At 73.6% G+C, this 13,329-nt stretch carries 14 protein-coding genes and 1 pseudogene; 8 read left to right on the forward strand and 7 right to left on the reverse strand.

Annotated elements, in window-relative coordinates:
- Positions 1-100 precede the first annotated feature (100 nt).
- Together ML5_RS27110 and ML5_RS27115 are read right to left on the reverse strand one after the other, a co-directional pair.
- The gene (locus ML5_RS27110; protein WP_013476951.1) at positions 101-1,045 is read right to left on the reverse strand and encodes a tRNA (adenine-N1)-methyltransferase; all 945 of its coding nucleotides are present in this window, start codon (positions 1,043-1,045) and stop codon (positions 101-103) included.
- Positions 1,042-2,100: a M50 family metallopeptidase gene (locus tag ML5_RS27115; protein WP_236619461.1), complete on the reverse strand. Its 1,059-nt coding sequence runs from the start codon at positions 2,098-2,100 to the stop codon at positions 1,042-1,044. The genes ML5_RS27110 and ML5_RS27115 overlap by 4 nt, the downstream gene beginning before the upstream one ends.
- Positions 2,101-2,314: 214 nt before the next feature.
- On the opposite strand from ML5_RS27115, the gene ML5_RS27120 reads away from it, so the two are divergent.
- The 5 genes and pseudogenes from ML5_RS27120 to ML5_RS27135 all read left to right on the forward strand — a co-directional run bounded on the left by ML5_RS27120 (position 2,315) and on the right by ML5_RS27135 (position 9,078).
- Positions 2,315-3,232, forward strand: coding sequence for a PD-(D/E)XK nuclease family protein (locus tag ML5_RS27120; protein ID WP_030274008.1), 918 nt, complete (start codon positions 2,315-2,317; stop codon positions 3,230-3,232).
- A 274-nt stretch (positions 3,233-3,506) separates the two neighbouring features.
- A pseudogene (locus tag ML5_RS31675) lies at positions 3,507-3,862 on the forward strand (ADP-ribosylglycohydrolase family protein); the annotation flags it as partial.
- Positions 3,863-4,820: 958 nt separating this feature from the next.
- Positions 4,821-5,504, forward strand: coding sequence for a response regulator transcription factor (locus ML5_RS27125; RefSeq protein WP_013286098.1), 684 nt, complete (start codon positions 4,821-4,823; stop codon positions 5,502-5,504).
- A gap of 260 nt (positions 5,505-5,764) precedes the next feature.
- Entirely contained in the window at positions 5,765-6,529 is a 765-nt protein-coding gene (locus ML5_RS27130; protein WP_013476954.1) for an ABC transporter ATP-binding protein, read from the forward strand.
- Positions 6,529-9,078, forward strand: a complete 2,550-nt coding sequence (locus ML5_RS27135; RefSeq protein WP_013476955.1) for an ABC transporter permease — start codon at positions 6,529-6,531, stop codon at positions 9,076-9,078. The genes ML5_RS27130 and ML5_RS27135 overlap by 1 nt, the downstream gene beginning before the upstream one ends.
- 52 nt (positions 9,079-9,130) lie before the next feature.
- Here ML5_RS27135 and ML5_RS27140 read toward each other — a convergent pair whose 3' ends face one another.
- Together ML5_RS27140 and ML5_RS27145 are read right to left on the reverse strand one after the other, a co-directional pair.
- A complete protein-coding gene (locus ML5_RS27140) occupies positions 9,131-9,769 on the reverse strand; it encodes an HAD family phosphatase (RefSeq protein ID WP_041784297.1) in 639 nt (212 codons plus the stop codon).
- A gap of 115 nt (positions 9,770-9,884) precedes the next feature.
- Positions 9,885-10,625, reverse strand: coding sequence for a neutral zinc metallopeptidase (locus tag ML5_RS27145; protein ID WP_013476957.1), 741 nt, complete (start codon positions 10,623-10,625; stop codon positions 9,885-9,887).
- 104 nt (positions 10,626-10,729) lie between these two features.
- Here ML5_RS27145 and ML5_RS27150 point away from each other — a divergent pair, with 104 nt between their 5' ends.
- Positions 10,730-11,116, forward strand: a complete 387-nt coding sequence (locus ML5_RS27150; protein WP_013476958.1) for a hypothetical protein — start codon at positions 10,730-10,732, stop codon at positions 11,114-11,116.
- Between the two features lie 9 nt (positions 11,117-11,125).
- On the opposite strand, the gene ML5_RS27155 is transcribed toward ML5_RS27150, so the two are convergent.
- From ML5_RS27155 to ML5_RS27165, 3 genes are all read right to left on the reverse strand, one after another.
- Positions 11,126-11,308, reverse strand: a complete 183-nt coding sequence (locus tag ML5_RS27155) for a hypothetical protein (RefSeq protein WP_013286093.1) — start codon at positions 11,306-11,308, stop codon at positions 11,126-11,128.
- 179 nt (positions 11,309-11,487) lie between these two features.
- Entirely contained in the window at positions 11,488-12,162 is a 675-nt protein-coding gene (locus tag ML5_RS27160) for a cation transporter (RefSeq protein ID WP_013476960.1), read from the reverse strand.
- Positions 12,162-12,488, reverse strand: a complete 327-nt coding sequence (locus ML5_RS27165; protein ID WP_013476961.1) for a helix-turn-helix transcriptional regulator — start codon at positions 12,486-12,488, stop codon at positions 12,162-12,164. The genes ML5_RS27160 and ML5_RS27165 overlap by 1 nt, the downstream gene beginning before the upstream one ends.
- Positions 12,489-12,575: 87 nt before the next feature.
- On the opposite strand from ML5_RS27165, the gene ML5_RS27170 reads away from it, so the two are divergent.
- Together ML5_RS27170 and ML5_RS27175 are read left to right on the forward strand one after the other, a co-directional pair.
- Positions 12,576-12,905 (forward strand): hypothetical protein, encoded by a 330-nt coding sequence (locus ML5_RS27170; RefSeq protein WP_013476962.1) that lies wholly within the window; start codon positions 12,576-12,578, stop codon positions 12,903-12,905.
- Positions 12,905-13,327, forward strand: coding sequence for a MerR family transcriptional regulator (locus ML5_RS27175; protein ID WP_013286089.1), 423 nt, complete (start codon positions 12,905-12,907; stop codon positions 13,325-13,327). Before ML5_RS27170 ends, ML5_RS27175 begins: the two co-directional genes overlap by 1 nt.
- The last annotated feature ends 2 nt before the right edge of the window (positions 13,328-13,329 follow it).

A 13,329-nucleotide genomic window follows, 5' to 3' on the forward strand; every position in this document is an offset into this window, starting at 1 on the left:
GCCCCGATCCGCTCGCTCATGCCACCGTCTCCACCCGCTCAGGTGTCGTCCCCACCGGCACACATGATCCGCCCGTGCGCGCGCGGGCGCGCGGCGGGGGTCAGGACTGCTCCGGCTCCTCCGCCGCGCGGGCCGCGGCGGCGGCGCGCAGGGCGTCGCGGCGCTGCGCGTACGCCTCGGCGCCCTTGCTGGGCTTGCGCCGCCGCGGCGGCGCGGTGACCCCGGGGGCGAGCTTGCGCGCGGAGACCAGGAACGCGGTGTGGGCGATCATCCGGTGGTCCGGTCGGACGGCGAGCCCCTCGGCGTGCCAGTCGCGCACGAGCGACTCCCAGGCGCGCGGCTCGGTCCAGCCGCCGCGCTCGCGCAGCGCCTCGACCAGCTCGGACAGCTGCGGGGTGGTGGCCACGTAGCCGATCAGCACGCCGCCGGGCACGAGTGCCCGCTCGACCATGTCGAGCATCTCCCACGGGGTGAGCATGTCGAGGATGATCCGGTCGAATCCGGTCTCGGCGCAGTCGGCGACGTCGCCGACGTGCAGGTTCCAGGCCGGGTGCGGGCCGTTGAAGAACGCCTCGACGTTGCGGCGGGCGATCTGGGCGAAGTCGTCGCGCAGCTCGAACGAGTGCAGCTCACCCTCGGTGCCGACGGCCCGCAGCAGCGAGCAGGACAGCGCGCCGGATCCGGCGCCGGCCTCCAGCACCTTGGCGCCGGGGAAGACGTCGCCCATGGCGACGATCTGCGCCGAGTCCTTCGGGTAGATCACCTGGGCGCCGCGCGGCATGGACAGCACGTAGTCCGACAGCAGCGGCCGCAGCGCCAGGAACGCGGTGCCGCCGCCGGCGGTGGTGACCACGCTGCCGTCGGGCAGGCCGATCAGGGTGTCGTGCTTGAGGATCCCGCGATGGGTGTGGAACTCCTTGCCCGGCTCCAGCGTCACGGTGTGCATCCGGCCCTTCGGGTCGGTCAGCTGGACCCGGTCGCCCGGCCGGAACGGCCCGCGGTGGACCGGGGGCAACGCCGGGACGGTGGAGATCTCTGCGGTCACGTGTTCGTCTTCCGTTCGGGTTCCAGGAGCTGGGCGAGATCCGCGATGTGCAGCACGCCGACCACATCTTCGCCTGCCGTCACGACGTACTGCGCGCCCGGGTGGGTGCGCACGGTCTCCAGCACCCGCTCGCCGTCCGCCCCGAGCGGCAGGGCCGGCACGGCGGACAGGTCGCGGGCCACCTCGTCCACCGCGACCCACGGCCTCCGTTCCGGGGGTACGGCGGCGACGCGGGCCGGGTCGACCAGGGCGACCGTACGGCCGGCCGAGTCGACCACGCCGAGCGCCGCCTCGGGGGTGCCCGCCTCGTCGCGGCGGCGCTGGGCCTCGGCCAGCGGCGTGCCGGCGGGCACCGGCAGTACCGCGCGGGCCAGCCGGGCCAGGTCGACCAGGTGCAGCCGGCGGCCGATGCGCGCCATCCGGATCGACTGGCCGGCGCCGCGCCACAACGTCAGCGCGACGAGCAGCAGCAGCGGCAGGGCCAGCGGGGCCAGCGCCCGGCGCATGGTGAGCACCACGACCAGCGCCAGCGTGCCCAGCGCGACGGCCCGGCCCACCCAGCCGGCCACCTCGGTGCCGCGGTGCCGGTCGCGGGTGAGCGCCCACACGGCGGCGCGCAGCGCCCGGCCGCCGTCCAGCGGCAGGCCGGGCAGGCTGTTGAAGATCGCCACCACCACGTTGCTGACCGCGAGCTGGAAGGCGAGCTGGTGGCCGAGCGTGCCGGCGGGCAGGGCGAGGGTGGCGGCGACCGCGCCGGCGCCGAGCACTGCGGAGACGGCCGGACCGGCCAGGGAGATCAGCAGCTCGACCCGAGGGCTGGGGGCGTCGCGGTCCATCTCGGTGTAGCCGCCGAGCAGTTCCAGCGTGATCCCCCGCACACCGATGCCGTACCGGCGGGCGGTCAGCGCGTGGCCCAGCTCGTGCAGCAGCACGGAACCGAGCAGGGAGATCACGAAGCCGAGGCCGACCAAAGAGCCGCCGAGCGGGCCGAGGTCGAGCTGACGGCGGGCCAGCGCCGCGTAGAGCACCGTGACCACGACGGTGAGCAGCAGCATCGAGGCGTCGACGCGCAGCGGCACCCCGAGGACCCGGCCGAGGCTGAGCCCCGGCCGGCGGGGTCCTCGGCTCCGCTTCTGCACCGGCCCGATGCTACGTGAGCTGAGCTCCGGCGAGCCCCGCAGCCGGGGACGACCCAGGGCGCCGCGATCCCGATCATGCTTCGGTGCGGCGACGCCGGCCCTGTCACACGCGTGCCCTAACCTTCCGGTCATGACGGCGGAACCGATGATCGACAGTCACGGCGACCAGACGGCGGCACCGGCGCCGGTCACCGTGCGGGCCTCGTTGTCGCCGTCGCGGGCGGCAGATTTCAAGACCTGCCCGTTGCTCTACCGGTTCCGCAGCATCGACCGGCTGCCCGAGCGGCCGACCGTCGAGCAGGCCCGGGGCACGCTCGTGCACGCCGTGCTGGAGCGGCTGTTCGACCTGCCGGCCGCCGCGCGCACCCCGGAGTCGGCGGGTGACCTGGTCGCCCCGCAGTGGGACCGGCTGGTCACCGAGGAGCCGGAGCTGGCGACGTTGTTCGCCGACGGCGACGCCGTCGGACCGCAGGAGTTCCTCCGGTCGGCGACGGCGCTGCTGGACGGCTACTTCGCGGTGGAGGACCCGCGCCGGCTGGAGCCGGCCGAGCGCGAGGCGCTGATCTCCGCGGTGGTGGACGACGAGCTGCTCATCCGGGGCTACCTCGACCGGCTCGACGTCGCGCCGGACGGCGCGCTGCGGGTGGTCGACTACAAGACCGGCGGGGCGCCGCGCGAGGCGTTCGAGGCGCGCGCGCTGTTCCAGCTCAAGTTCTACGCCCTGGTGCTGTGGCGCACCCGGGGCGTGGTGCCGCGCGTGCTGCGCCTGCTCTACCTCAAGGACGCCGAGGTCTGCGACTACGCGCCGGACGCCGACGAGCTTGTGCGTTTCGAGCGCACCGTGGTGGCGCTGTGGCGGGCGATCGAGCAGGCCACCGCCCGGCAGGACTTCCGTCCCCGGCCGAGCCGCCTGTGCGACTGGTGCAACCACCAGGCGCTGTGCCCGAGCTACGGCGGGACACCGCCGCCGTTCCCGGTGGCCGCCGCCGCGCCCGACCCGCTCGTGGACGCCCGTTCCCGCCCGGTGGCGCCCGGCGCCGACGAGTGACCTCCGCTCCCGCCGGAGGGTGCCCGGGGTTGACGCCTGGCCGGAGGGTGCCCGGATCGACGGGCGATCCCGCGCACGCCGGTGATGCCCAGTCGTACCCGCCGTCAATCCACCCGTTCGGACCGTAACCGCACACAAGAGCGCCCGCGATCCCGTGCGGACCGGCGCGCGGAGCGCCCGCGATCCCGCGCGCAGCTCGGTCGCGGGGAGCGCGTCCGAGCCCGATGCGGACCCGGCGCGCAGAGCGCCGTGGGAGTGGACCGACGACACCGAGATGGCCTGTTCGGTGGTGGCCGGACTGGCCGCCGGGGGACGGATCGACCGGAACCGGCTGGCGTTGGCGTTCGCGCAGCGCTGGGGCCCATACCCGGGGGTACGGGCCGGGCGCGGTGACGGTGCTGCGGCTGATCCGTACCGGCACGCCCGTGGCCGGTGGCTGCCGCGTCCGCGTTCGACGGGCAGGGCTCCTGCGGCTGGGTCGCCGCCACGCTGCCGCACGACTGTCCCGCCGCGATCCGTGTCTGCGTGGAGGCGGGCGGCCACGTGGACACCACAGCCGCCATCGCGGGCAGGACCGTTGCCGCGTACACCGGTTTGAGCGGGCGCGACCGCCCACTTCCCGCCGCCTGGGGCGCCACCTCGGGGAGGTGGCGGGATCGAGCGGTGCGTGATGCCGCAACCTCCCCGACCAGGTGTGGATCACCATCGGTGGCGACCGGGCACCCGGACCACTTCACCGAAATGGCGAGGTTGACGGGCGGGATGCACCCAGGTCAGGGAGGTGGCGGGTCGACGGGGGCGTGACGCAGCCACATCGGGGAGGTGGCGGGGTCAACGGGGATGGGACGCCGCCACATCGGGGAGGTGGCGGGGTCGACGGGGGTGGGACGCCGCCACATCGGGGAGGTGGCGGGGTCGACGGGTGCATGATGCCGCAACCTCCCCGAGCAGGTGTGGATCACGACCGGTGATGACCGGGCACGCAGCACCTCGCCGAGGTGGCGGGGCCGACGAGGGCGGGACGCCACCTCGGGGAGGTGGCGGGGTCGATAGGGGTGGGATGCAGCCACCTCGGCGAAGTGGGGTCGATCATGCGTGCGGGGCGTGCACCACCGGCCGGGACGGGCTCGCCGAGCCGGCGCGCGGCGCTCCCCGAGCTGGGCGAGTCCGGTGTCAGGTCACCGCGGGGCGGAATCGGGTGCCGGGTCACTCTGGGACGAATGCGGCGCCGGGTCACCGTCGGCCCCGCGATCCCGCGCGGGCCGTGCGCGCAGACCGCCCGCGATCCCGTGAGGGCCGTGCGCGATCCCGCGCGGGCCGTGCGCGCAGACTGCCCCGCGATCCCGCGCGGGCCGTGCGCACAGAGCCCCCCGGGATCCCGTGAGGGCCGTGCGCGCAGGGCACCCGGGATCCCGTGAGGGCCGGCGCGCGGAGCCCGGCCAACCCGCGGGATCGGGGCGGCCTGATCGGCGACCGGGCGGCCGGCGCCCTCTACGGTGGTTACCGCGGCCCGGTTCCCGCTGGATGGATCGCGGGCGCGTGCCGGCGGGCTCCGGCCGGACCGCCGACCGGACGACGAGGGGGATGCATGACCGAGGGCGCCGTCTCCCGGCCGGTGCGGATTCTGCTCGCCGACGACCAGCCGCTGCTGCGTACCGGATTCCGGATGGTGCTCGGCGCGGAGGACGACCTCGACGTGGTGGGTGAGGCCGGCGACGGCGTGGAGGCGGTGGAGCTGTCCCGGCGGCTGCTGCCCGATGTGGTGCTGATGGACATCCGGATGCCGCGCCTGGACGGAGTGGCCGCCACCCGGGCGATCGTGTCGGCCCGGCTGCCGGTCCGCGTGCTCGTGCTCACCACGTTCGAGCAGGACGAACACGTCGTCGGGTCGCTGCGGGCCGGGGCGGGCGGCTTCCTCACCAAGGACGTGCCGGCCGAGGACCTCGTCGCCGCGATCCGAACTGTGGCCGCCGGGGGCGCGGTGATGTCCCCACGCATCCTGCGCCGGCTGCTCGACCGCTTCGCCCAGGTGCTGCCGGACCCGGCCGCCGCGCCGGCGCGGGCGCTGGAGCCGCTGACCGACCGGGAGCGCGAGGTGCTCACCCACATGGCGCGTGGACTGTCCAACGCGGAGATCGCCCGGTTGCTGTCGGTCAGCGAGACCACTGTGAAAACCCATGTCGGTCATGTGCTGACGAAGCTACGGTTGCGCGACCGGGTCCAGGCGGTCGTGCTCGCGTACGAGACGGGCCTGGTCCGTCCCGGCGGCTGAGGTGGCGCGGGTCGCCTACCGTGACCAGCGGCGGGGCTGATGTGTTGACCATCACGCGGGGTCAGGCCCTGACGTCGGCGTCGCCTGCCGGTCAGGGGTCACCCTGAGCCCGGATGGGGGTCGACCCTCACCGGAAGATCGGCGCGGATTCCACCCCAGGTCGGAGGGCTTTCGGGCTCGCGACCCCGAGGATGGATTCCGCCGTACCGGCCAGCGGGGGCGGTGCGGCATGAGAACGACATACGGAAGAGGTAGATGACGTGACCGCGACGGTAGGCCGAGAGCAGGCCGCGGCCCGGGCGAACGACGTGTGGAAGGTGTACGGCAGCGGTGAGGCGCAGGTCGTCGCGCTGCGGGGGGTGACCGCCGAGTTCGAACGCGGCCGGTTCACCGCGATCATGGGGCCGTCCGGCTCCGGCAAGTCCACACTCATGCACTGCCTCGCCGGTCTGGACACGGTGACCAAGGGCACCGTGATGATCGGTGACACGACGGTGACCGGTCTCAACGACGCGGGTCTGACGAAGCTGCGCCGGGACAAGGTGGGCTTCATCTTCCAGCAGTTCAACCTGCTGCCCACCCTCACCGCGCAGGAGAACATCCTGCTGCCGCTGTCGATCGCCGGGCGCAAGCCCGACCCGGCCTGGTACGACACGGTGATCGACACGGTCGGGCTGCGGGAGCGGCTCGGGCACCGCCCGGCTCAGCTCTCCGGCGGCCAGCAGCAGCGCGTGGCGTGCGCCCGGGCGCTCGTCGCCCGCCCCGAGGTGATCTTCGCGGACGAGCCGACCGGCAACCTGGACTCCCGCTCAGGCGCCGAGGTGCTCAAGTTCCTGCGCAACTCGGTGCGCGAGCACGGCCAGACCATCGTGATGGTCACGCACGACCCGACCGCCGCCGCTTACGCCGACCGGGTGGTCTTCCTCGCCGACGGGCAGATCGTCTCGGAGCTGATCGAGCCGACCGCCGAGACGGTGCTGGACACGATGAAGAAGCTGGACGCCCCGGTCGAGGTGGGCAACTGATGCTGCGGGCAACGCTCAAGAGCCTGCTGGCGCGCAAGCTGCGCCTGCTGCTGTCCGGCCTGGCGGTGGTGCTCGGCGTCATGTTCGTCTCCGGCGCGTTCGTGCTCACCGACACGCTCGGGCGGTCCTTCGACGCGGTCTTCGCCGACGCGTACGCCGAGGTCGACGTCAGTGTCGAGGCGAAGCCGAAGATCGACGTCTCCACTACGGAGGGCATGCCGCTGAGCACCCCGATGCCGGCGTCGGTGCTCGACCGGATCAAGGCGGTGCCCGGCGTCGCCGACGCCGAGGGCGTGGTCGCCGCCGACGGCGCCCGCATGATCGGCAGCAACGGCAAGGTGGTCACCTCGTTCGGTCCGCCGCAGCTGGGCCAGAACTGGCTCGGTGAGAGCGACCTGGTGGAGATCCGCGAGGGCCGCGCGCCGCAGGCCGACGACGAGATCGTGATCAACACCGCGCTGGCCGAGGCGGGCAAGGTCAAGGTCGGCGACCGGGTCGGCGTGCTGACGCTCGCCCCGAAGAAGGAGTTCACGCTCGTCGGCGTGTTCGGATACAGCGGCGGCCGGGACTCGATCGGTGGCGCCAACGAGGTCTACTTCACCACCCCGGTGGCGCAGCAGCTGATGCTGGGCAAGCCGGACGTGTTCAGCAACGTCAGCGTCCAGGCCGCCGACGGCACCACGCCGGCCGCGCTGCGCGACGAGCTGGCCCGCACCCTGGGCGCCGACTACCAGGTCAAGACCGGCGAGCAGCTCGCCGCCGACGCCTCGGCCGGCCTCAAGGAGGGGCTGTCGTTCTTCAACAAGATCCTCCTCGGGTTCGCCGCGGTGGCGCTGCTGGTCGGCACGTTCCTGATCCTCAACACGTTCTCGATCATCGTGGCCCAGCGCACCCGTGAGCTGGCCCTGATGCGCGCGATCGGGGCCAGCGGCAAGCAGGTCATCGGCTCGGTGGTGCTGGAGGCGCTCGCGGTCGGCCTGATCGCCTCGGTGCTGGGGCTCGCCGCCGGTATCGGCGTGGGCGCGCTGCTGGCGTACCTGTTCGGTCAGCTCGCCGGGGGTCTCACCCTGGCCGGGCTGGGTGTGCCGGCCTCGGCGGTGATCGGCGCGTTCGCGGTCGGCATGCTGATCACGGTGATCGCCGCGCTGCTGCCGGCGGTGCGCGCCTCGCGCATCCCGCCGATCGCCGCGATGCAGGACGTCGCCACGCCGGACCGGCCGCTCACCAAGGTCACCATCGGTGGCGCGGTGGTGACCGGCATCGGCGCGGTGCTGCTGTTCCTCGGTCTCGGCGGGCACGCCGGCGACAGCACCTTGGCGACCATCCTCGGCGGCGTGCTGTTCGCGTTCATCGGCGTGGCGCTGCTGACGCCGATCATCAGCCGGCCGGTGGTCTCGCTGCTCGGCGCGATCTTCTCCTGGTCGGTGCCGGGCAAGCTGGGCCGGCTCAACTCGGGCCGCAACCCGCGCCGCACCGCGATCACCGCCGCCGCGCTGATGGTGGGCATCGCCCTGGTCACCGGCGTGACGGTGATCCTGGACTCGGCAAAGGGCAGCATCGGCGCGCTGGCCGAGGACACCATCAAGGCGGAACTGGTGATCTCCGGGGCGTCGTCCGGGCCGCGCCCGGCGAGCTTCGACCCGGCGGTGCTGGAGAAGGCCGCCGCGATCCCGGGCGTCCAGATGGTCGACGGCGAGTACGGCGACATGGCAGTGGTCGGCGGCGAGCGGACCTGGGTGGCCGTGTCGAGCAACGTGGCCGCGCTCCAGCAGATCTTCGGGGCGAAGGCCACCGCCGGTGACATCAGCAAGCTGGCGCCGGACCAGATGCTGGTCAGCTCCGACACCGCGAAGGCACGCAACCTCAGCGTCGGTTCGACGGTGCCGGTGCAGCTGTCCCGCGGCGACGCCCGCACCTACACGGTCAGCGGCATCTACGAGAGCTCGCAGCTGACCAACCCGGTGACGCTGCCGCCGCAGGCCGCCGCGGACTTCGCCATCCCGCAGCCGATCCAGGGTTTCCTCCAGCTCGCCCCCGGCACGTCGGTGGACGCGGTGCAGCCGCAGGTCGAGCGGTTGCTGGCGGACAGCCCCGAGGTATCGGTGGCCGACCGGGCCGCGTTCATCGAGCAGCAGACCGGCCAGCTGGACTCCCTGCTCCAGATGATCCAGATCCTGCTGGCGCTGGCCATCGTGATCGCGGTGCTGGGCATCATCAACACGCTCGCGCTGTCGGTGCTGGAACGGACCCGGGAGCTGGGCCTGCTGCGGGCGATCGGCCTGCGCCGTGCCCAGACCATGCGCATGATCACGGTCGAGGCGGTGGTGATCTCCATCTTCGGCGCACTGCTCGGCGTGGTGGTCGGCACGGGTCTCGGCGCGGCGGTGGTCGAGGCGCTCAAGGACGAGGGCATCACCGACCTGGTCCTGCCGTGGGGTCAGATGGTGACGTTCCTGATCCTGGCCGCGATCATCGGCGTGGTCGCCGCCGTGCTGCCGGCGATCCGGGCCGCGCGGATCAACGTCCTGGGCGCCATCGCCCACGACTGACGTGAAAGGAAGGGCCCCTTCTTAACGCCTCGCGCATAAGAAGGGGCCCTTCTTAACGGTTGAGCAGGGCCGCGAGCAGCTCCAGGTCCGCCGCGAGCAGGCTCTCCAGCTGGTGTACGCCGTCGGCGGGCGCCAGCGGCACCTCGGCCGGTACGGCCAGCACCGCCGCCCCGGCGGCGAGCGCGCTGGCCACCCCGGTCGGTGAGTCCTCGATCGCCACGCACCGCTCGACCGGCACGCCCAGCAGACGCGCGGCGGTCAGGTACGGCTCCGGGTGCGGCTTCGCCGAGTCCACCTCGTCGCCGCAGACCACCGCGTCGAAGCTGTCCCGCCCCAGCGTGTCCAGGGCCACCTCGACCAGGGACCGGCCGCTGGAGGTGACCAGCGCGGTGGGGATGCCGGCGTCCCGTACCGCCCGCAGCAGCGCCAGCGCGCCCGGACGCCACCGCAGCCCGGTGCGGAACAGGTCCAGGATCCGGGCGCTGATCCAGTCGGCGCTTTCCTGCACGTCCCGCTCCGGCTGGCCCAGGTCGTCGTGCACGATCCGCATCGCGTCGGCCATCCCGGTGCCGACGATCGCGCGGCGGGCGTCCTCGGACAGGACACCGCCGTACACGGCGGCCAGTTCCTGCAAGGCGACGTCCCACAGTTTCTCGCTGTCGACCAGGGTGCCGTCCATGTCGAAGAGCACGGCGGCGGGGTGCTTGCTACTCAGCGGGGGCCTCCTTCGATACGCGTACCCCGCCGATCCTGCCAGCCGCGTCCGGTGCGCCCGTCACCGTCCCCGATCGGGGTGACCCGCGGCATCACCCGAGGCCGCAGGCGCCGAGCGACTTCTCGTACCCCCGGAAGAACGACTCGCTGCGCTGCTCGGCGGTGCCGTGCGAGCCCTCGGCGAACCACGGCTGGTCCGGGTCGTCGCCGACCGCCAGCAGCCCTTCCCGGAACTCCTCCAGGTCACCGTCCTCCAGCTCCAGCGCCCCGGACCGCACGCTGTCACCGAGGTACGCCCCGGCCATGCAGTCGGCCTGCAACTCCTGCTGGATGGTGAAGTTGTAGCGGATGCCCAGCCGCACCTGCATGCCGTGGGCGTACTCGTGGCCGAGCAGGTAGAACAGGAACGCGTCGCCGATCTGCCGGAACGCCGCCACCGACCAGTTCACGTCGTAGGCGATGAAGTCGCCGGCCGAGCAGTAGACCGCGTTGTTGCGCGGCAGCCCCTGCCCGGCGCAGGCCACCTCGCCCTCGCGGCTGTAGGCCACCACCCGCCGGATCGGGGTGAACCGCTCACCGGAGGCGCGGAACTGCTCCGCCCAGTAGCGTTCGGCCAGCCGGACCGCGTCCTGGATGTCCTGCTTGAACTCGGCCACGCTCGTCGTGCCGTCCGCCCGGGTGGTCTGCGACTCGGGCTGCGCGCTGCGCGGGGGTGCGGGCTGCTGCGGCTCGCCCTGGTCGATGCCGCCGGCCATGCAGCCGGCCGCCACCAGCGCGGCCACCACCAGTCCGGCGATCGGCCCGCGCCCCTGACGTCCCGCCCTGTCCCCCACCGTGACCTCCCGGCTGTTCGTTTCCGTGTCCCGCAGCAGTACCCCCGGCGGCCGCCGGTGATGCTCACCGGCTCTCACGCACCGCCGCCGGGAATCGTTCACCGGTGCGCGGGAACGGTACGGTCGGCGTCGTGGACCGGTCGTACGCGGGAATCGTCTACTGGCGACGCAGCCTCTGGAACGGCATGCGGTGCGTACCGGTGCTGCTGACGCTCGACGAGGGCCGGCTGCGCGCCCGCGACCGGCGCGGCGCGGAGGTGTTCGCCGCGCCCGCCGGGCAGGTCGAGGCCCGGGGGACGATCGTCGGCACGATGCTGCTCACCGTCGGCGGCCACCGGTACGCCCTGGTCGGCGTGGGCGCCACCGTCTCACCGGCGCCGAGCGCGGAGCAGCGGCGGCGGTTGGATGAGTACACGGCCCGCGCCGAGCCTGTTCCCGACCTCGCGTCGTGGTGGGAGGTGCTGGCGGGGGCCGGCGTGACGGTGCGCTGACCGGCGCGGTCAGTCCAGGCCGCGCATGATGTGCGGCTCGCCGTCGTCGTCGCCGAAGCAGCGGTGCAGCACCTGGGCGCGCGCCCACAGGTCCAGGCTGCTCGGCGGTCCGACCGGTCCGGTTCCGGCGGGCGTGGTGGTCAGCACGGGAGCCGGTTCCGGCGGGACCTGCGACGTCACCTCGTCGGTCATGTCCGCCCCTTTCGTCGTACCCATGCTCGTCTGCGGGCGTTTCCGCCACGTCAACTCCGACGGCGCGGGCGTGGACGCGGCGCGCCTGACCTGCACCGGCCCGTACTCCGGTGACGGTAGCCCGCCGGGCCGTCGAGCACAGCCGTATTCCCGACGTCGCCGCAGGTCGCGGCCGGTGATCAGGCCCGCGCGTCGCGCCCGCCGCCCGGGCCGCAGGTGGCGCAGCAGGTGTCGCCGCGCCAGGCGTCGCGGCCCTCGCGGACCGCGACCACGGCGATCACCAGGGCGGCGACCGGGTCGGCCCAGGACCATCCGAACAGGCCGTTGAGGGCCAGCCCGACGAGCAGGACCACCGAGAGGTACGTGCACAGCAACGTCTGCTTCGAGTCGGCCACCGCCGACCGGGAGCCCAGTTCACGCCCGGCGCGCCGCTGCGCTGCCGACAGCACCGGCATCACGATCACCGAGAGCCCGGCGAGCACCAGCCCGACCGGTGAGTGCGCGGCCTCGGCGCCGCCGAGTAGCGCCCGTACCGCCTCGACTGAGACGTACGCGGCGAGCGCGAAGAACGACACCGCGATGACGCGCAGCGTGACCCGCTCCCGGGCCTGCGGATCCGGACCGGCGAACTGCCACGCCACCGCCGCCGCGGAGGCCACCTCGATGACCGAGTCCAGACCGAAACCGATCAGGGCGGTCGAGGACGCGACGGTACCGGCACCGATCGCCACCACCGCCTCGATCACGTTGTAGGTGATCGTCGCGGCGACCAGCAGGCGTACCCGGCGGGTGAGCAGCGCACGGCGGTCCGGCGCCGGGCCTGCGGGCGTGACGGGGATCAGCGGCAGGCTCATCAGCAGCATCCGTCCGCAGCGTCCGGGCAGGCGGCCGGGTCGACCGCGAGCACGACGCCGACCAGGTCGCCGAGCGCGTGGGCGAGGCGGGCGTCGGCCAGCTCGTACCGGGTGCGGCGACCCTCCGGCACGGCCACGACCAGGCCGCAGCCGCGCAGGCAGGCCAGGTGGTTGGACAGGTTCTGCCGGCTGGTGCCGAGCGCCTCGGCCAGCTCGGCCGGGTAGCCGGGCCCGTCGCGCAGGGCCAGCAGCAGCCGGGCACGCAGCGGGTCGGACAGCGCGTGACCGAAACGGGACAGCGCCTGGGAGTGGTGCAGCGTCCGCATGCCGTGACTGTACAGCGTCTGCTGTATTCAGGGAAGGATGAACCGGCGGTTGCATCCGGTACCCCGGTACGGGCTTACCGTCGAGACGTGACCGACGATTCCTGGGTGCCCGGCACCTGCACGCTGCCCACCGCCGAACGGCCGCTGCGGCTGGCCGAGTTCGACGGGCTGTTCCACGACGCGCTGCGCGGCGCCGACCGGCCGGCCGCCGGGCATCTGCGGCTGCACCTCGACGGCCGCGCCGAAGCGCTCACCCGGGACCTGATCGCCCGCGAGTCCGCCTGCTGCTCCTTCTTCACCTTCGATCTCGCCCGCCCGGACGGCGACACGCTGACGCTCGACATCCGCGTTCCGGCGACCCGTGTCGCCGTACTCGATGCCCTGGCCCTGCGGGCCACGGCCGCGCGGGGCCGGTGATGGGCGAGCCGGAGCTGCGCAGCGGCCGGCTCGCCGACGCGGCCGGGGTCAACGTGCAGACGCTGCGCTACTACGAACGGCGCGGGCTGCTGCCCGCGCCCCGGCGGTCGCCGGGCGGGCATCGCCTCTACCCGGCCGAGACGGTCACCCTGCTGCGGGTGGTGAAGGCCGCGCAACGTCTCGGCTTCACGCTCGCCGAGGTCGCCGACCTGCTGGCGGCCGGACGGCACGACGCCGGCCTGCGGACCCGGGCCCGCGACAAGCTCGCCGAGGTGGAGCGACGGCTCGCGGACCTCACCGCCGTCCGCGACACGCTCCGGGCCGCCGTCTCGGCCGGCTGCGACGACCTGGTCACCTGCGCCGAAAGCCCGCACTGTCCCCTGCCCTTCACCGGTCCGGACCGAGGCCCGGCTACGGTCTGACG

This window comes from Micromonospora sp. L5 (assembly GCF_000177655.2).
GTDB lineage: Bacteria > Actinomycetota > Actinomycetes > Mycobacteriales > Micromonosporaceae > Micromonospora > Micromonospora aurantiaca.